Source organism: Rhodococcus sp. DN22 (assembly GCF_036669995.1).
Taxonomy (GTDB): Bacteria; Actinomycetota; Actinomycetes; order Mycobacteriales; family Mycobacteriaceae; genus Rhodococcus_F; species Rhodococcus_F erythropolis.
The window spans coordinates 3123113-3143576 of record NZ_CP133326.1; the positions used below are offsets into that span (position 1 = coordinate 3123113).

Consider the following 20464-nt stretch of genomic DNA (forward strand, 5'->3'; position numbering starts at 1 on the left):
TAGTTCTTCAAAGTCAGAACTGCTCGACCACAGCGACCAGCCCTCGCTGAGCCCGAGCAGCCGTCAAGAAACAAGACTCCGGAAGGAGCTCGCATGACCGTCACATCAGACCAGGCGACTACCACTGCGGCAGCAGGCACCGAGCCGCTCACGCAGGAAGAGACCATCGCGTCCCTCGGTCATTACGGCTACGGCTGGTCCGATTCCGACGAAGCCGGAGCCAGCGCGCAGCGCGGGTTGTCCGAGGCTGTCGTGCGGGACATCTCCGCCAAAAAGAGCGAGCCCGAGTGGATGCTCGACATCCGCCTCAAGGCGCTGCGCACCTTCGACAAGAAGCCGATGCCGAACTGGGGCAGCGACCTCGAAGGTATTCACTTCGACAACATCAAGTACTTCGTCCGGTCCAGCGAGAAGCAGGCCGAGTCGTGGGAAGACCTGCCCGAGGACATCAAGAACACGTACGACAAGCTCGGCATCCCCGAGGCGGAGAAGCAGCGCCTCGTTGCCGGCGTCGCAGCTCAGTACGAGTCCGAGGTCGTCTACCACTCGATCCGTGAGGACCTCGAGGAGCAGGGCGTCATCTTCCTCGACACGGACACCGGTCTCAAGCAGCATCCGGAGCTGTTCAAGGAGTACTTCGGATCGGTCATCCCGGCCGGCGACAACAAGTTCTCCGCGCTGAACACCGCCGTGTGGTCGGGCGGCTCGTTCATCTACGTTCCGCCGGGAGTCCACGTGGACATCCCGCTGCAGGCGTACTTCCGCATCAACACCGAGAACATGGGTCAGTTCGAGCGCACCCTGATCATCGTCGACGAAGATGCCTCCGTGCACTACGTCGAGGGTTGCACCGCGCCGATCTACAAGTCCGATTCACTGCACTCGGCCGTCGTCGAGATCATCGTGAAGAAGGGCGGCCACTGCCGCTACACGACCATCCAGAACTGGTCCAACAACGTCTACAACCTGGTGACCAAGCGCACCAAGGTAGAGGCCGGCGGATCCATGGAGTGGGTCGACGGCAACATCGGCTCCAAGGTCACCATGAAGTACCCGGCCGTGTGGCTGATGGGTGAGTACGCCCGCGGTGAGGTTCTCTCCGTTGCGTTCTCCGGCGAGGGCCAGCACCAGGACACCGGCGCCAAGATGCTCCACCTCGCGCCGCACACGTCCTCGACCATCATCAGCAAGTCTGTCGCCCGCGGCGGTGGACGTGCGTCGTACCGCGGTCTGGTGCAGGTCAACAAGGGTGCCCACGGCTCCAAGTCGACCGTCAAGTGTGACGCTCTGCTCGTCGACCAGATCAGCCGCAGCGACACCTACCCGTACGTCGACATCCGCGAGGACGACGTCACCATGGGTCACGAGGCCACCGTCTCCAAGGTCAGTGACGATCAGCTCTTCTACCTGATGAGCCGCGGACTGACCGAGGACGAGGCGATGGCCACCATCGTGCGTGGATTCGTCGAGCCCATCGCGAAGGAGCTCCCGATGGAGTACGCGCTCGAGCTCAACCGCCTTATCGAACTTCAGATGGAAGGGGCTGTGGGTTAGTGACCACGCCAGAGACCGGAGTCATCGGAGCTGTTGCCGGGGAGAACCCGACCGCTCCTGTAAAGGGTGCAGCCACAGGCTCACCCATCACGAACAAGGGTGAGCAGTTCTCCTCGTTCGACGTCAATGCTTTCGAGGTTCCCGGCGGACGTGACGAGATCTGGCGGTTCACCCCGCTGCGTCGCCTCCGGGGATTGCACGACGGCAGCGCCGTCGCCAACGGACAGGTCACCGTCGAGGTCGACGGCGGAAGCGACATCACCGTCGAGACCGTCGGGCGTGACGACGCACGTCTGGGCAAAGCCGGCGTTCCCGCTGATCGCATTGCAGCGCAGGCGTATTCGAGCTTCGAGACGGCAACGGTCATCTCGGTTGGTGCCGAGGTCGAGGTCGAGAAGCCCGTTGTAGTCACCATGACCGGCCCCGGAGTCGACAACGTCGCCTACGGACACACCCAGATTCGTCTGGCGCAGTTCGCCAAGGCGACGTTCGTGATCGACCAGCGCGGCAGCGGAACCTTCGCGGAGAACATCGAATTCGTTCTCGGTGACAGTTCGCAGCTGACCGTGGTGGCCATCCAGGACTGGGCGGACGACGCAGTTCACGTGACGTCACACCACGCTCGCCTGAACCGCGACGCAGTGCTTCGATACACCTCGATCAGCCTGGGCGGCGACCTGGTTCGCCTGTCCGCCACCGTCAAGTACGACGGACCGGGCGGCGACGCCGAACTGCTCGGCCTGTACTTCGCCGACGCCGGCCAGCATCTGGAACAGCGTCTGCTGGTGGACCATTCGCAGCCCAACTGCAAGTCCAACGTGGTCTACAAGGGTGCGCTTCAGGGAGATCCCGGATCCGGCAAGCCCGACGCGCACACCGTGTGGATCGGCGACGTTCTCATCCGCGCCGCAGCGGAGGGCACCGACACGTTCGAGCTCAACCGCAACCTGGTGCTGACCGACGGCGCCCGCGCCGACTCGGTTCCGAACCTCGAAATCGAAACCGGTGAGATCGTCGGGGCCGGCCACGCAAGTGCAACGGGACGTTTCGACGACGAGCAGCTGTTCTACCTGCGTGCTCGTGGTATCCCGGAGGATCAGGCTCGTCGTCTGGTCGTACGTGGGTTCTTCCACGAAATCATCAACAAGATCGCTGTTCCCGAGGTGCGCGATCGCCTCGAAGCCGCAGTCGAAGCCGAACTCGCAGCCGTCGGCTCCTGACCGCCCCGCCTGCGACACCACCCCGTCGCTACGCTCGCCCGCCTCATCTTGAAGGAATTTCATGTCTACCAGTGACAACACCACCACCTCGGTCCTCGAGGTTCGTGACCTGCACGTCGAGGTCGCCAACTCCGATGCCAACGCCGAGCCCATCCAGATCCTCAAGGGCGTCGACCTGACGGTCCGCTCCGGGGAGACCCACGCGATCATGGGCCCCAACGGCTCCGGCAAGTCGACTCTGTCGTACGCCATCGCCGGTCACCCCAAGTACCAGGTCACGTCCGGCTCCATCACCCTCAACGGTGAAGACGTCCTCGCAATGAGCGTCGACGAGCGTGCACGTGCCGGGCTCTTCCTGGCCATGCAGTACCCCGTCGAGGTTCCCGGCGTTTCCATGTCCAACTTCCTGCGCACCGCCGCTACGGCCGTGCGAGGCGAGGCTCCCAAGCTGCGCCACTGGGTCAAGGAAGTCAAGGAAGCCCTCAGCGAGCTCGAGATCGATCCCTCGTTCATCGAGCGCTCGGTCAACGAAGGCTTCTCCGGTGGCGAGAAGAAGCGCCACGAGATCCTGCAGTTGGGCATGCTCAAGCCGAAGATCGCGATACTCGACGAGACCGACTCCGGCCTCGACGTCGACGCTCTGCGCACCGTCTCGGAAGGCGTCAACCGCTACAAGGAGCGCGAGAACGGCGGCGTTCTGCTGATCACGCACTACACGCGCATTCTGCGCTACATCAACCCCGACTTCGTTCACGTGTTCGTCGGTGGCCGCATCGTCGAGTCCGGTGGACCGGAGCTGGCCGACGAGCTCGAGACCAACGGCTACGTTCGTTTCACCGCGGACACCGCAGCTACCCAGGGAGCGTAATCACGATGACCACCTCGGTGCGCGAGCTCGACGTCACAGCGGTTCGGGCCGACTTCCCGATCCTGGCGCGAACCGTGCGCGACGGAAAACCTTTGGTGTACTTGGATTCCGGCGCTACCTCGCAGCGTCCGGTCCAGGTTCTCGATGCCGAACGGGACTTCCTGACCACGTGTAACGCGGCAGTACACCGGGGTGCTCATCAGCTCGCAGAAGAGGCGACGGACGCGTACGAGAATGCTCGCGCCACCATCGCTTCTTTCGTGGGCGCGGATTCGGACGAGTTGGTGTTCACCAAGAACGCCACCGAGGCTCTCAATCTGGTGACCTACGTTCTCGGTGACGATCGCTTCGACCGCCATGTCGGTCCTGGCGACGAAATCGTCATCACCGAACTCGAACACCACGCCAACCTCGTTCCCTGGCAGGAACTTGCGCGCCGAACCGGTGCGACGCTCAAGTGGTACGGAGTCACCGACGACGGCCGGATCGATCTCGATTCGCTGGAGCTGACAGACGCGGTGAAGGTCGTTTCGTTCACCCACCAGTCCAACGTGACCGGCGCGATCGCGCCCGTCGAGGAATTGGTGCGACGAGCACGCGCCGTCGGTGCACTCGTCGTGCTCGACGCGTGCCAGTCGGTGCCTCACATGGCCGTCGACTTCCACGAACTGGGAGTGGACTACGCGGCGTTCTCGGGCCACAAGATGCTCGGCCCTTCGGGGGTCGGAGTTCTCTACGGCCGTCGTGAACTGCTGGCAGCGATGCCTCCGTTCATCACCGGCGGGTCGATGATCGAGACGGTCACCATGGAGGTCAGCACCTACGCGCCGCCGCCTCAGCGTTTCGAAGCCGGCGTACCGATGACCTCACAGGTGGTCGGACTGGGCGCTGCCGTGGATTACCTGAACACCTTCGGGATGGACGCCGTCGCTGCGCACGAGCACGTGTTGGTGGAGGCTGCTCTCGAAAAGTTGTCGGCGATCGAAGGTCTGCGCATCATCGGACCACAGACGTCCGAGAACCGCGGCGGAGCGATTTCCTTTGTCGTGGACGGTATTCACGCCCACGACCTCGGACAGATCCTCGACGACGAGGGCGTCGCGATTCGCGTCGGACACCATTGTGCGTGGCCGCTGCATCGTAAGTTCGGTGTCGCTGCGACGGCCCGTGCGTCGTTTGCGCTCTACAACACCACCGCGGAAATCGATGTTCTCGTTGCAGCGATCAAGCGTGCGCAGGAATTTTTCGGTGTCGCAGGGGAGTTGAACTGAATCATGCGCATGGAGCAGATGTATCAGGAAGTGATCCTCGATCACTACAAACATCCGCACGGCCGCGGACTCCGTGAGCCGTTCGGCGCCGAGGTGCACCACGTCAACCCGACGTGTGGCGACGAGGTGACGTTGCGCGTCCAGATATCCGAGGACGGAACGGTCTCCGACGTCTCGTACGACGGTCAGGGTTGTTCGATCAGCCAGGCGTCGACGTCGGTGCTCAACGACCTCGTCATCGGGATGCAGGTCACCGACGCACTGAAGACGGTGACGGCGTTCAACGAGATGGTGAGCAGTCGGGGCACCGTCGAGGGGGACGAGGACGTTCTCGGCGACGGTATCGCGTTCGTCGGAGTCTCGAAGTATCCGGCACGCGTGAAGTGCGCCTTGCTCGGATGGATGGCATTCAAGGATGCTGTAGTCCAGATTGTCGACGGCAGTGCTGTGACGACGGCGGACAGCAGCAGTGAATTGGTCGACACGACTGAAGGACAGGGATCATGACCGAGACACAACCAGTGCAGGACGCCGAGGTCGGCGCTCCGGTGAATCCGAATCCCGATTCCACTGCGGAATTCGGTGGCGCACAGGGCAGTGGCACTGTCCCGTCGCCTGAGCGACTCGACGAACTCGAAGAAGCGATGCGCGACGTCGTCGATCCCGAACTGGGAATCAACGTCGTCGATCTCGGCTTGGTCTACGGACTCTTCGAAGACGACGGTGTCGTCACGATCGACATGACTTTGACGTCGGCGGCGTGCCCGTTGACCGACGTGATCGAGGACCAGGCGCGCGGCGCACTTGTGCGTAGCGATCTGTGTACCGACATGAAGATCAACTGGGTGTGGTTGCCGCCGTGGGGACCGGACAAGATCACCGAAGACGGACGCGAGCAACTGCGCGCACTCGGCTTCACGGTCTGACAAGCAACCTCGGCACGATCAACTGAATACATTTCACCGGAGCGTCGGTGCCCGTTCGTCGGGTACCGGCGCTTCGGTTTGTTATATAGGGCCGTTTTAGCCATGATATTCAGGACAATAGTCCCAAATGGTTGTTTGATGAATATTTGCTGGAAGCTGACTGATCGGTAACATCGCAGCTGATTGTCACGATGTGATCTCCGGCGGGCGATTAGCCAGTTTCCACCCGAGCTTTCCAAAGTATTCGTCTCATTTTCGAAGTGCCCCGATCAGTTCGAAGCGTCCAGCGGACGCATAAACCTGTTTGCATCATGATCAAGTTGTAAGAGGGAGATTCGTGTGGATGGCAGTCCCGACCGAGGAATCGTTTCCGCAGCTCGTCCGGACGACGAACTCACCTTCCCTCTTTCTGCCGCGCAACTTTCCCTGCTTGTCGCACAACAGCTTCGACCCGAGATTCCCGTCAGCATCGCTCAGTACGTGGACGTGGACGGCCCACTCGACATCGAGCTGCTGACCGCTGCCAGCAAACAGACCGGTCGTGAGATCGGCTCCGGATATCTGCGCCTGGTCGAGGTGGACGGGGTTGCGCGTCAGTGGCTCGATCTCGACATGGACGACTCCCTCGACGTGGTCGATCTTCGCGCCGAATCGGATCCGGAATCTGCAGCGCAGGAATGGATGCGCAGAGAGCACACCACCGCCATCGATCCGTTCACCGATCGTCTGGTCAGGCTGGCAGTCCTGGTGCTTCGCGACGACCATTACTACTGGTACAGCCGTATTCATCATGTGGCGCTCGACGGTTTCGGCGCGATGTCGATGATGAACCGCACAGCCGAGATCTACACCGCCGCGGTGCGGGATCTGCCAGTTCCCCCAGCGGTAACTGCCCCCCTCCAATCGTTGGTGAAGGCAGAGGCCGACTATCTGGGCTCAACCCGGTGGGAACGCGATCGCGACTACTGGAACACCAAGATGGCCGACAAGCCGGGCGGAACCTCGCTCGCGTCCTCGACTGCTCCGTCGCAGGCATGGTCACGCCTACGGTCGGCCACGGTACCTACGGAACTGCGGAGCTCCCTCGAACGGCTGGCCGCCGCCCACGACGTGACGACGTCGTCAGTGGTGATCGGTGCACTGGCGGCTTACCTCGCCCGGGCCACCGGGACCCGCGACGTGGTCCTCAGCCTGCCGGTCTCGGGGCGGACGACAAAAGCTGCTCGCAGGTCCGGCGGAATGATGTCGAACGTCGTCCCGATACGTGCGAGCGTCGATCCGCATTTCGCGGTCGGGGACCTGCTGCACGAGGTGAAGATCGAACTCACCGGCGCACTGCGTCATCAGAAGTACCGCCACGAGGACCTACGACGCGACCTCAACGCCGGTGATCACAGCATCGCCGACGGACGAGGCTTCCACGGGCCGTTGATCAACCTCATGCTGTTCCATTCCGGAATCACTCTCGGGGACGCGCACGGCGAACTGAACGTGATCTCGACCGGGCCGATCGAAGACCTCTCCGTCAACGTCTATCAGACTTCCGCAGCCGAAGAGATCCAGATCGACTTCGCCGCGAATCCAGACCTGTACACCAACGAGGACATCTCGCGTCACCACCGGCGTTTCCTCGAGTTCCTCGACTTGTTCTGCGCTGCGGAATCGGGAACTCGATTGATGGATATCGACCCCGACGCCGCGGGTAAATGGATCGCCGAAGTTCAACACGCCCGCAACGTCGAGTACTGGTCTGCGACCTTGTCGAACCCCGCCGAGGAACTGGGTTTGCCGGTCGTCGCCGGATCCGGTCGAACGTCCACGCCCCTCGAGATCGAGGCAGGCCTCTGCCGGAGCCTCGAGACGATGGCGACGACGATGAACACGAGTCTGTTCGTGCTGTTCCAGTCTGCGATGGCCGGACTGCTGCGCCGCGTCGGTTCGGCCGACGAGGTGTCGATCGGCGTCTCGGTCCGAGGGTACGGCGCCTCCAATCCGGACGATTTCGTCTCGATGTTCGCCAACCAGTTGGTGCTTCGCTCGACGGTGTCAAACACCATGACGCTCACCGACCTGGTCGGTGCGGTGGACACCGTCGCAATCGAAGCTCTCGAACACGCAGACATTCTTCTGTCTTCGGTGACCGCCGCACTCGGTGACGGCCGCTGGGTCGAGACGGGCCCGTTGTTCCGGGCGATGGTCTGTTTCGAGGAGCCGCTGGATGCTCACCCGAGATTTCCGGGGCTCATGGTCGGTGCGCCTATCGGATCGGATCTGGCCACCGTGCCGGAACTGTTTGTCTCCCTGGCGATTCCGACTGGTGAGCATGCCGATTTCGATCAGCCGATCTCCGGTGTTCTGGATTGGCTCGGCACGAAGGAGCAAGCCGAGGACCTCGCCGACCGTTATCTACGAATCTTGACCGCGATGGTCGGTACTCCGCACTCGGCGCTCGGCTCAGTGGATCTACTGCGCCCGGAGGCGCGCCAGGCGCTGGTGCCGCCCGTTCTGCCGATTACCCCGGTCCGAACGCTCTCCGAGATCCTTTCCGACCGCATTCGGGCGACCCCGGAAGCGATCGCCGTTGTCGCGGGCAGCGAGCGCGTGTCGTACCGCGAACTCGATCGACGATCGAATCAGTTGGCGCGCAAGCTCGTCGATCATGGCGTGCGATCCGAGTCGTTGGTCGGAATCATGCTGCCGAAATCCGTGGACATGATCGTTGCCGCTGTCGCGGTAGTGAAGGCCGGCGGCGGATACCTCCCACTCGATCGTGCGCACCCCGCCGAGCGTTTGGCATACGTGGTCGAGGATGCGCAACCGGTGTGCGTCATCTCCGATTCCACTTTCCCGAACTCCGCCTTCCCGAACTCTGACGTGGTGGTCGTCGGGGTCGAATCCGACGAGTACTCCGGTGAGAGTCTGGAAACCGATGAGCGCCCGCGCGGACACGGAGCCGACAATCTGGCGTACGTGATCTACACCTCGGGGTCGACGGGCCGACCCAAAGGTGTCTCCGTCACCCACGCCACCGTGGTGCGATTGTTCGAGAACACGCACGTCGAATTCGGATTCGACGGCAACGACGTGTGGACGATGTTCCACTCGTTCGCCTTCGACTTCTCGGTCTGGGAACTGTGGGGCGCGCTGCTCCACGGCGGAACGCTGGTCCTGGTCGATCACGAGGTATCACGCGACCCTGACGCCTTCCGGGCGCTGGTCGCCGCAGAAGGCGTCACCGTGCTCAATCAAACGCCCTCGGCCTTCTACCAGTACATCGAAGCCGACCTTCGAGCCGATTCGGAGACCCGGCTCCGGTACGTGATCTTCGGTGGCGAAGCCTTGGATCTTCGTCGCCTCGGGCGCTGGTACGACAATCACCCGGGGTACGAAAGTCACACGGAATCCGGGCCTGCACTCGTCAACATGTACGGCATCACCGAGACGACGGTGCACGTCACCCATCTCGAACTCGACCGGGCGAGCGCGAGTGCGCTGACCGGCAGCCGGATCGGTGACGCGATCGACGGACTTCGTGTGTACCTGCTCGACGAGCATCTCTCCCCGGTCCCGGTGGGGATCGCGGGGGAGATCTATGTCGCGGGCGGTCAACTCGCCCGTGGCTATCTGGGCCGTCCAGACCTCACCGCGGGCCGGTTCGTCGCCGATCCGTTCAATGCCGGCGGACGACGGTTGTACCGGTCCGGCGACCGCGCACGATGGATTGCGCCCGGACAACTCGAGTACCTCGGACGCGGCGACGCGCAGGTCAAGATCCGCGGATTCCGGATCGAACTCGGCGAAATCGACTCCGTCATCCTCAGCGCGCCGGGAATCGACGATGCCGTGACCGTCGTGGCTCCGACGCCGGCGGGCGGCGCTCTCGTGACCTATGTGACCGCTTCCGACGTCGTGGACGCCGAAGCCCTCCGAGCTCACGCCGCCGAAGCCCTCCCGACCTACATGGTTCCCGATGCCTTCATGGTCCTCGATTCGATTCCGTTGACCACCAACGGAAAACTGGACCGGCGTGCGCTGCCTTCGCCTATCCTGGCCTCCACCAAGGTCTTCCGACCCCCGACGACCCCGACCGAGGGCAAGGTTGCGGCGGTTCTGGCTGACATCCTGAGTAGTGGACCGCTCGGACTCGACGATAATTTCTTCCATCTGGGCGGAAACTCGCTGGTAGCGACGACGGCGGTAGCGCGCTTGACCGAAGCCACCGGGGTTAAAATGCCGCTGCGTGCACTCTTCGACCATCCCACGGTGTCCGGGATCGCGGCGACGATCGAGCGTGCGGCACAGACCCCGGACGCCGACGGTATTCAGGTCGTGGCCCGGCCGGCGGTACTGCCTCTCGCTCCCGCGCAGCAGCGACTGTGGTTCCTGAACCGCGTGGCACCGGAATCAGGTGCGTACAACATTCCACTGGCGGTGTCGTTGCGCGGCGCCGTCGATCCCGACGCACTCAGTGCCGCGATCGTGGACGTCGTGACACGTCACGAGTCACTACGCACCGTGTTTCCTCAGATCGGGGACAACGCGACGCAGAAGGTTCTGGGCCTGGGCGAGGGGATCGCAGGGCTCGAGTCGATCGACGTGGAACGCGGAAGCCTCGAGAGAGTGATCTTCGAATTCTCTTCGGCCGGTTTCGATCTGGTCCGCGAACGTCCGGTGCGCTACCTGCTGATCACTGTCGCCGCCGAGAAGGAAGGCGATGACGAGGAAGCTGTCCTCGTAGTGGTTCTGCACCACATGGTGGCCGACGGTTGGTCGCTCGCGCCGTTGGCTGCTGATCTCACCGGCGCCTACGCCGCCCGCGTCGGCGGCAACAGCCCGCAGTGGGCACCCCTTCCGGTGCAGTACGCCGACTACACGCTCTGGCACCGAGAACACCTCGGCGACGCGTCATCCACCGATTCACTTGCCCACTCACAGATCGCGTTCTGGAAGCAGCAGCTGGCGGGAGCGCCCGAGCAGCTCCACCTGCCGACGGACCGTCCGCGCGCACTCGACCCGACCATGCGCGGAGCCGGAGTCGACATCAGAATCGGCGCTTCCACGCATCAGAAGCTCGTTGTACTTGCCGCCGATCACGACGCCACGCCGTTCATCGCCCTGCACGCGTGCTTCGCCCTGCTTCTGGCCAGGTACAGCGGCACGGACGACATCGTCATCGGAACACCGGTGGCCGGACGAGGGGACAGATCTCTCGATCTGCTCGTCGGCATGTTCGTCAACACTCTTGCCCTGCGGACCGTCGTCGATCGGGACGCAACGTTCGCCGCACACCTGTCACAGGTCAGGGCCGTCGACGTGGATGCCTTCGACAATGCGGACGTGCCTTTCGACGTCGTCGTGGACGCGCTCGAACTGGACCGCTCGCCCGCACACCACCCGGTCTTTCAAGCGGCCATCACCTCGCGGATAGCCACCACCCACACAGCCGAACTGGCAGGGGTGTCGATGACGGCGCGGGCAGTCGAGACGGGGCTGACCAAGTTCGACCTCGAGCTCACCGTCACCGAACGTCACGAGGCCGGGGCCGCAGCAGGAATCGATGCCACGTTCACCTATTCCACCGACCTGTTCGACAGCGCGACCGTCGAAGCGTTGGCGCGAAACTTCGTGACACTCGTGGAATCGGCAGTGTCGGAACCGACTGCATCGGTTGGTGACCTTCGTGTACTCGGATCGCGGGAGAGTGCCGCGACGTTGCCGCGACGCGGTGTGGCTTCGGTGGGCGAATCGACGCTGGCGCAGATCCTCGGGGACACCGCGAGGACGTATCCCGACGCGATCGCCCTCGAAGACTCCGAGCGCTCACTCTCGTACGGGGAGCTGGAGCGTCGATCGAATCGGATCGCTCGATACCTCATGGACCTGGGAGTCGGCCCCGAGACACCGGTCGCACTGGCCGTCGCCCGATCGGTCGACTCCGTGCTCGCAGTCTGGTCGGTCACCAAAGCCGGTGGCGTTTTCGTCCCGGTCGATCCCCGTTATCCCGCAGATCGAGTTGCGCACATGCTCGAGGATTCGGGTGTGCGGATCGGAATTCGGTCCGCCGAGGTTGCGGCTGGTCCGGCAGCCGGTGGGAACGTCGCAGTCTGGATCGACCTCGGCGACGCGGACACGGTTGCAGAATGTGCCGCCTACTCCGACGCTGCCATCGACGACGCTGACAGAACAGCGTCGATCACTGCGGCGTCGGCTGCGTACGTCATCTACACGTCCGGCTCGACCGGAGTGCCGAAGGGCACCGTCGTCACTCACGCGGGTTTGGCCAATCTTGCTCGCGAACAACAGGATCGGTACCGGATCACCGCCGGGTCGCGAACTCTGCATTTTGCGTCACCGAGCTTCGACGGCGCCGTACTCGAGCTACTGCTCGCCGGTTCGACCGGCGCGACGATGGTGATCGCCCCTCCCGACATCTACGGAGGGGAGGCGTTGAGCGAGTTCCTCCGAAGCCGCGAGGTCACTCATGCCTTCATCACTCCGGCTGCGCTGGCGACCGTCGATCCGGCGGGCGTGACGTCACTGGAATGCGTAGTCGTCGGCGGCGACGTGTGCACGCCGGAATTGGTCTCGAGCTGGGGCAACGGGCGCAGACTGCACAACGGATACGGTCCGACCGAAACCACTGTCATGGTTGCCATCAGTGACCCACTCTCACCGGGGGAGCCGATCACCATCGGCGGTCCCATCCGCGGAATCGACGCCGTGGTGCTCGACTCTCGGCTGCAACCGGTCCCGATCGGCGGCGTCGGCGAGCTGTACATCGGTGGGCCGGGCCTTGCACGTGGTTACCACCTTCGTCCCGCGCTGACGTCGGATCGGTTTGTCGCGCATCCGTACTCGACGCCCGGTGCCCGGATGTACCGAACCGGTGACCTGGTCCGCTGGACCAAGGACCTGACCCTTCGCTACGTGGGCCGCAGCGATCATCAGCTCAAGATCCGCGGGTTCCGCATCGAACTCGGCGAGATCGACGCTGCTCTGATGGATTCCCCTCTCGTCCAGTTCGCCACGACGATTCCCGTCGAATCCGCCGCGGGTACCACTCTGGCGTCGTACGTGTTGCTGAGCGGCGACGCTGATATCGAGTCGCTGTTCGTGGGACTCGCCGACACGCTGCCGCGGTACATGATTCCGTCGTCGATCACCCCGATCGACGCCATTCCGTTGACTCCGGTCGGCAAACTCGATCGCAGAGCGTTGCCGACGCCGATACCGCGCGAAATCCTCGGAACGGGCCGTGAACCCGAGGCCGGACTCGAACGAACCGTTGCCGACGTGTTCGCTTCACTGCTCGACGTGCCCGAGGTCCGGGCCGGAGACAGCTTCTTCGATCTCGGGGGCAACTCGCTCGTCGCGACGCAGGTGTCCGCGCGGTTGAGCGCAGCGACGGGACTCACGGTGGACGTTCGCTCGATCTTCGAAGCGCCGACCGTCGAAGCGCTCGCTGCACGTCTGGCGGCGAGCGCCGAAGAATCAGACGATCGACCTGCCCTGAGCGCCGGCGCTCGGCCGGACCGCCTACCGCTCTCCGCCGCGCAACAGCGCCTGTGGTTCGTCAATCGCTTCGACCCCCAGTCCGCGGTCTACAACATTCCGTTCGCGATCCGCATCACCGGAGACATCCACGGCGATGCACTCGAGGAGGCGCTTGCGGACGTCATTGCACGCCATGAGGTGCTTCGAACGATCTACGTCGACAGCGCCGACGGCCCGAGCCAGGTCATCCGAGCGCTCTCCGACGTGCAGTTCTCCGTCGAGCGCTACTGCGGATCCGAAGGTGTGGACGCGGCGACGACGGAGTTCGCGGCGTGTGGGTTCGATCTCGGTTCGGATCTGCCGATTCGGGCCATGCTGGTGCGCGAGGACGCCGGCGCTCACGTACTGGTCGTCGTCATCCACCACATCGCCTTCGACGGCTGGTCCCTGACTCCCTTTGCGACAGATTTCGTCGCGGCGTACTCCGCACGCGTCGTTGGAGACGCCCCGGTTTTCACACCGCTCGACGTGCAGTACGCCGACTACGCGGTGTGGCAGCAAGACTCGCTCGGACAGGTCGGCGACCAGGAGTCTCTGGTTGCCCGCGAACTGACCTTCTGGACCACTGCCATGGCTGGTGCCCCGGACGAGGTACTGCTACCGGTCGATCGCCCACGCGGATCTGTCTCCACGACCGCCGTCGGATCGGTGCCGATCGTCATCGACGCGGCGACCGGGGAGCGTCTCGCCGCCTTGGCGAGGCGCAGTGGCTCGACGCAGTTCATGGTCGTACACGCGATCCTGGCGGTTGTTCTCGCGCGTCTCGGTGCAACCGACGACGTGGTGGTCGGCACCCCGGTGGCAGGCCGCGGGCGACCCGAGCTGGATTCCCTGATCGGGATGTTCGTCAATTCGGTACCGCTTCGCACGCCGGTCGATCACCGAGCGCCGTTCACCTCCCTGCTCGAGGTCGTCCGTGAGCGCGACCTTGCCGCCTTTGCGCACCCCGAGCTGCCCTTCGAGGTGCTGGTCGACGCCCTCGATCTCGACCGGTCGACTACGCGACACCCCCTGTTTCAGGTCATGCTGTCGTACCACCAGAATGTGGTCTCGCCGCAGGTCACGGTCCACGACGCGCATCTCGAAGCGCAAGCACTCGAACCGTCCGTCGCGAAGTTCGACCTCGAGTTCACCCTGCTGGCAGGCGATTCCGAGAAGACCGAGATCACCGGGTCGCTCAGGTTCGCCGAGGCGCTCTTCGACATTGCCACCGCGGAAACGATCGCCGCGCGTGTGCAGTCGGTGGCCCGCGCCGTCGCCGCAGATCCGGACGCCGCGATCGACGACCTAGATTTCCTCAGCACCCTCGAGCGGGCGTCGCTGATGCCGGTACGAGGTCCGGCGTGGACCAGTTCGCGCACCTTGGCCGAAATATTGACGCGGACCGCCACCCGTTCAGGCGATTCGGTGGCCCTTCGATCCGGTGACACCACCGTGCTCTACCGAGATCTCTTCGCCCGTGCATCGGCGCTTGCCCGCCGTCTGACCACGGAAGGGATCGGTGCCGAAGACATTGTGGCGATCGCGATTCCGCGCTCGATCGACTCGATCGTCGCCTTGTGGGGCGTTTCCTTGACCGGCGCCGCGTTTGTTCCGGTCGATCCGCGATACCCCGCCGATCGCATTCTGCACATGCTCACCGACTCCGGAGCCACTCGCGGAGTGACGACGGAAGCGGTGATCGAATCACTGCCCCGCCCGGTTCCGTGGATGACAATGGACGACATCCACGGCGACGGTGTCGGGCAGCCGGTTCCGGCCGCGCCGATCCGAATCGACAACCTCGCCTACATCATCTACACCTCCGGATCGACGGGAAAGCCCAAGGGCGTCAGCATCACTCATCGTGGCCTTAGCGCGTTGGCGGCCGAGCAGACGGCGCGTTACGGCATCTCGGCGCAGTCGCGGACGCTGCACTTCTCCTCACCGAGCTTCGACGCATCCATCCTCGAACTGCTGCTCGCAGTCGGTGAAGGCGCGACGATGGTGATCGCCTCTCCCGACGTCTACGGCGGCCAGGACCTCGCCGAATTGGTCACCGATCACCAGGTGACCCACGCGTTCATCACACCGGCAGCGCTGGCCTCGGTCGATCCCACCGGGCTGGACGTCTTGCAGTCGATCGTTGTCGGTGGCGAGGCATGCCCACCCGAACTGGTCCGTAAGTGGGCACCGGGTCGCCGATTGTTCAACGGCTACGGGCCGACGGAAACCACCGTCATGGTCTGCATCAGTGATGCCTTGAGCGTGGGGGAGACCGTGACCATCGGCGGGCCCGTCCGCGGCGTGTCCGCGGTAATTCTCGACGGCTCGGCTCAGCCGGTACCTGTCGGGGTCACCGGTGAGCTCTACATCGCCGGCCTGGGACTTGCCCGCGGCTACCTCGACCAACCCGCCTTGACGGCGACGCGATTCGTGGCAGCGCCGTTCGGCCCGGCCGGCACCCGCATGTACCGGACCGGTGACCTGGTTCGGTGGACGCCGCTCGGGACGATCGAATACGTCGGGCGCTCCGATCACCAGGTGAAAGTGCGCGGATTCCGCATCGAACTGGGCGAGATCGACTCCGTCCTCAGCACTTACCCCGGCGTCGAGTTCGCGGTCACCGTGGGCGTCGACGCAGCTTCCGGTGAGACGATGTTGGCGTCGTACGTAGTGCTCGGTGCCGATGCGGTCGAGATGGACGAGTTGCTGAGCCATGCGCGCCGCTCACTGCCCGCCTTCATGGTGCCGTCGGCGATCACCCCGATCGATCACGTACCGCTGACCCCCGTCGGGAAGCTCGACCGATCGGCATTGCCGGCGCCGACACTGCGTTCGCCCGAGCGAAGTGTCGAGCCGCTGACGACCGCGACCGAACTCCAGGTTGCCGGCGTCGTGGCGGAACTGCTGGGTATCGAACAGATCAGTGCGTCGGACAGTTTCTTCGAACTCGGTGGCAACTCACTGCTCGCCACCAGACTGGCCCAGCGACTCGGCGAGTCGTTGGGCAGGCAGGTGCCTGTCCGAATGCTGTTCGAGCACCCCGAAATTCGGGAACTTGCCACCGCGCTCGACACATCCGCCGGGGCGAAGGCGCTTCCACCGATCACCGCCGTAGACCGCCCCGAGCGAATTCCGCTGTCCTACGCGCAAGCACGCATCTGGTTCCTCAACCAGATGGATCCCGGCTCACCCGCGTACAACGTCCCTGCTGCGATCTCCCTCGACGGTGCACTCGACGTGCCGGCCCTCGAAGCTGCGGTCCTCGATGTGATCGAAAGGCACGAAATCCTGCGCACGGTGTTCCCCGACTCCGACTCCGGTCCACACCAGGTGATCCAGGATGCATTCACCTCGCTCGAGTACGGAAATGCGGACACCCGTGAACCGGCAGAGCTAGCCAGAGAATTCGCGTCGCGCGGATTCGACATCACGACCCAAGCTCCCGTTCGCGCGCTCCTGCTCGAATCGACGCCGCAGCACCACACACTTGTCATCGTGATCCACCACATCGCGGCGGACGGATGGTCGATCGCGCCGTTGATGAAGGACGTGCTCACCGCCTACGTCGCGAGAAGTTCGGGACACGCTCCCGAGTTCACCGCGCTCGAGGTGCATTACGCGGACTTCGCCATCTGGCAGCGGGAAGCGCTGGGCGCGGTGAACGAATCCGCGAGCGTGCTCGGGGCACAGGCGTCGTACTGGCGGGAGACGTTGCGGGGCGCACCTGAATTGATCGACCTTCCGAGCGATCGAGCGCGCCCGCTCACCCAGTCGTTGAGCGGTGCCCACACCGCGGTCTCGCTTCCGGCGCACACCCGGATCGCGGTCGAGGCGGTTGCTGGAGCCAATGCGGCGACGCCGTTCATGGTGCTGCACGCTGCCTATGCCGTCCTGCTGTCCAGGCTGAGTCGAAGCACCGACATCGTGATCGGATCTCCGGTCGCCGGGCGAGGACACCGAGTTCTCGACGACCTCGTGGGAATGTTCGTGGGCACGGTCGGACTGCGCACGACGGTCGATCCCGGGTCGACGTTCGTCGACGTTCTGCGTACTGTCCGCTCCGTCGATCTCGACGCCTTCGCCCACGCGGACATTCCGTTCGAGCAGGTCGTGGACGTGGTGGCGCCGACCCGGAGCACCGACCGTCATCCGGTGTTCCAGACGATGATCTCGTTCCACGGCGCCCACCCGACGACGTGGGACCTGCCTGGACTTGCCGTTCGTGCCCACGAGATCACACCGGACATCGCCAAGTACGACCTGCAGTTCACCGTTGTCGAACAGACCGCGGAGGAAGGCGGCGGCTACGAGGCCTCCCTCACCTACGCGAAGGATCTCTTCGACACCGATACGGCGGAGTCGTTTGCAGTGATGCTGGAAACGATCGTCGAGACACTGACTGCCCAGCCCTCCGCCGTCGTCGGTGACGTGGATCTTGCGGGACGTCGCCTGCGTGCGTTGCCCGGACGTCCGGCCGGCGATGCTTTGACCTTGCCGGAGTTGCTGCTTCGCGGCGCTGCCGATCCGCACGCTCCGGCAATCGTCGACGTCGCCACATCCGTCACGCTCACGTACGGCGAACTCGACCGACGCTCCGACGCTATGGCGTTTGCGTTGATCGCTCGCGGAATAGCGCCGGAAATGATGGTGGCACTGGCGCTTCCGAGGTCGGCCGACTATGTGATCGCGCTCTGGGCCGTAGCGAAAGCCGGCGGAGTGTTTCTTCCCGTGGATCCGGCGTACCCCGCCGAGCGGATCGAGCACATGCTCACCGACAGTGGAGCGGTACTCGGTATCACCAGGGGCGAGTATGCGGCCGACCTTCCTGGCGTCACATCGTGGATCGAGTTGGATGCGATCGAATTCACCACCGAAATCGAGGCAGTCCATTCCGAGACACTGCCGGACGCGCCACTCGAGTTCGACAACCCGGCCTACTTGATCTACACCTCGGGCTCGACAGGAAAACCCAAGGGCGTGTTGGTCACTCACGCGGGACTGGCAGCGTTTGCCGACGAACAGCGGGAGCGTTTCGGCGTCACCGCGCACTCTCGCGCTCTGAGCTTCGCCTCGACGAGCTTCGACGCGTCGGTTCTCGAGCTCCTTCTGGCTTTCGGCGCCGGCGCAACGATGGTGATAGCGCCTCCGACAGTTCTCGGCGGTGTCGAATTGCACGAACTGCTCGACGAGCAGACGATCACCCATGCTTTCGTGACTCCAGCCGCCTTGGCGACTGTCGATCCCGCCGGGCTCGACCATCTCGAAGCCGTCGTCGTCGGCGGCGACGCCTGTTCCGCCGACCTCGTATCTCGGTGGGCACCGGGGCGCCGAATGTTCAACGCGTACGGCCCGACCGAGGCCACCGTCGCAGTCACCATCAGTGATTCGCTGGTCGCGGGGGAGCCCGTGACGATCGGCGGTCCGATCCGCGGCGTGGACGCGATGATTCTCGATTCCCGACTGCACTCGGTTCCCGGCCAGGTCGTCGGTGAGCTCTACGTCAGCGGCGACGGTCTCGCCCGCGGGTACCTCGGCAACCCCGCACTCACAGCCGCGCGCTTCGTCGCCGACCCGCATGGACCCGAAGGCGCTCGGATGTACCGCACCGGGGATCTTGTGAGCGAAGATCGCTCAGGGGCACTGATCTACCTCGGACGCGCAGACCACCAGGTCAAGATCCGAGGGTTCCGAATCGAACTCGGAGAAATCGACGCGGTGCTGGCAGCGGAAGCGTCCGTGCATTCGGCTGTCAGCGTCGTCGTCGGGGAGGGCGTCGACGCTCGGATCGTCGCGTACGTCGTCCCGGCACATGCGGACTTCGACGCCGCCGCGCTACGCCGTCACGCAGGTATATCGCTGCCTGCGCACATGATCCCGTCCGCTGTTGTCGTGATCGACGCAGTCCCGACCACACCGGCGGGCAAGCTCGATCGCAGCGCTCTGCCTGCTCCCAACTGGGAGTCGCCGAGTGGACGCAGTCCGGAAGGCAGCGACGAGATCGCGATCTGCGCTGCTTTCGCAGAGGTACTCGATCTGGCCGACGTAGACACGTACGCCGATTCGAGTTTCTTCGAACTCGGCGGCAACTCACTCATGGCAACGCGTTTGGTCGCTGCCATCAAAGAACGCACCAGCATGACCGTCCCCGTCGCGTGGATATTCTCCGACCCGACTCCGGAGGCATTGGCGCGCAGACTCTTCGAACTCGAGGCAACAGTTGTGACAAGTGACGCGGATACCTCCGCACTTGCGGTAGTCCTGCCACTACGTCCGGAAGGCCGCGCCGAGCCACTGTTCTGCATCCATCCGGCCATCGGATTGGCCTGGTGCTACGGAGCGCTCGATCGCTACGTCGACTCCAGCCGGCCGCTCTACGGCCTGCAGTCGCCGGTCCTGACGGACTCCGAATTTCGGGCGGAGCTGATCGAGGACTTCGCGGCGCGGTACGTCGAGGAAATTCGCGGAGTTCAGCCGCACGGTCCGTATCACCTGCTGGGGTGGTCCATCGGCGGATTGATCGCTCACGCGGCGGCGGTGCAGTTGCAAGCCGCGGGTGAGAGCGTCGCCGACCTGATTCTGCTCGACAGCTTCGTTCTCGAAGACCCGACGATGGCGGGCGCGCAGCCTTCTCTCGCCGAACTGATCGGCGGGTTGGGGATCTCGGTCCCGGACACCGGCGAGCGTGATCTGACACCCGAGGACGCCGAAGCGCTCTTGCTCGAAGCCATCGGCGATCACCCTTTGGTCTCGAGCGATCGGATCGAGCGACTGTTCGAGGAATACTCCGCAGGCGCCGAACTGGCTCACCGATACCGCCCGGGCAAGTTCGTGGGCGATCTGCTGTTCTTCTCGGCACACGCCGACACCTTCGACCCGCTGCGAACCGCGTCGGCGTGGCGACCGTTCGTCTCCGGGGTGATCATCGACCGTCCGGTGCCCACGTCACACGCCGAAATGTTCACCGAGGCAGGTCTGGAGGCGATCGGACCCGTGATCAACCTTGCGGTCGGAACGGGTCGTCACGCGGCCCCGGACGTCGACGCAGAGTTGGACGCTCTGATCGAGGTCCAAGACGTGCGCGGCTGA

Annotated in this window: 7 protein-coding genes; all 7 read left to right on the top strand. The window is 64.1% G+C overall.

The features are described 5' to 3' along the window. The first annotated feature begins 93 nt into the window (after window positions 1-93). The 7 genes from sufB to RA302_RS14500 all read left to right on the top strand — a co-directional run bounded on the left by sufB (window position 94) and on the right by RA302_RS14500 (window position 20464). Window positions 94-1554, top strand: coding sequence for a Fe-S cluster assembly protein SufB (gene sufB, locus RA302_RS14470; protein WP_003944799.1), 1461 nt, complete (start codon window positions 94-96; stop codon window positions 1552-1554). Continuing rightward, window positions 1554-2774 carry a Fe-S cluster assembly protein SufD gene (gene sufD, locus RA302_RS14475; protein ID WP_003945011.1) on the top strand — a complete coding sequence of 407 codons (1221 nt, stop codon included), beginning with the start codon at window positions 1554-1556 and terminating at the stop codon, window positions 2772-2774. The genes sufB and sufD overlap by 1 nt, the downstream gene beginning before the upstream one ends. A gap of 61 nt (window positions 2775-2835) precedes the next feature. Next, window positions 2836-3642, top strand: a complete 807-nt coding sequence (gene sufC / locus RA302_RS14480) for a Fe-S cluster assembly ATPase SufC (RefSeq protein ID WP_003944795.1) — start codon at window positions 2836-2838, stop codon at window positions 3640-3642. 5 nt (window positions 3643-3647) lie between these two features. Beyond that, window positions 3648-4913 carry a cysteine desulfurase gene (locus RA302_RS14485; RefSeq protein WP_003944865.1) on the top strand — a complete coding sequence of 422 codons (1266 nt, stop codon included), beginning with the start codon at window positions 3648-3650 and terminating at the stop codon, window positions 4911-4913. A 3-nt stretch (window positions 4914-4916) separates the two neighbouring features. Beyond that, window positions 4917-5420 (top strand): Fe-S cluster assembly sulfur transfer protein SufU, encoded by a 504-nt coding sequence (gene sufU / locus RA302_RS14490; RefSeq protein WP_003944894.1) that lies wholly within the window; start codon window positions 4917-4919, stop codon window positions 5418-5420. Beyond that, window positions 5417-5839 carry a metal-sulfur cluster assembly factor gene (locus tag RA302_RS14495; RefSeq protein ID WP_003944963.1) on the top strand — a complete coding sequence of 141 codons (423 nt, stop codon included), beginning with the start codon at window positions 5417-5419 and terminating at the stop codon, window positions 5837-5839. The genes sufU and RA302_RS14495 overlap by 4 nt, the downstream gene beginning before the upstream one ends. Window positions 5840-6178: 339 nt before the next feature. Continuing rightward, window positions 6179-20464 carry a non-ribosomal peptide synthetase gene (locus RA302_RS14500; protein ID WP_030536399.1) on the top strand — a complete coding sequence of 4762 codons (14286 nt, stop codon included), beginning with the start codon at window positions 6179-6181 and terminating at the stop codon, window positions 20462-20464.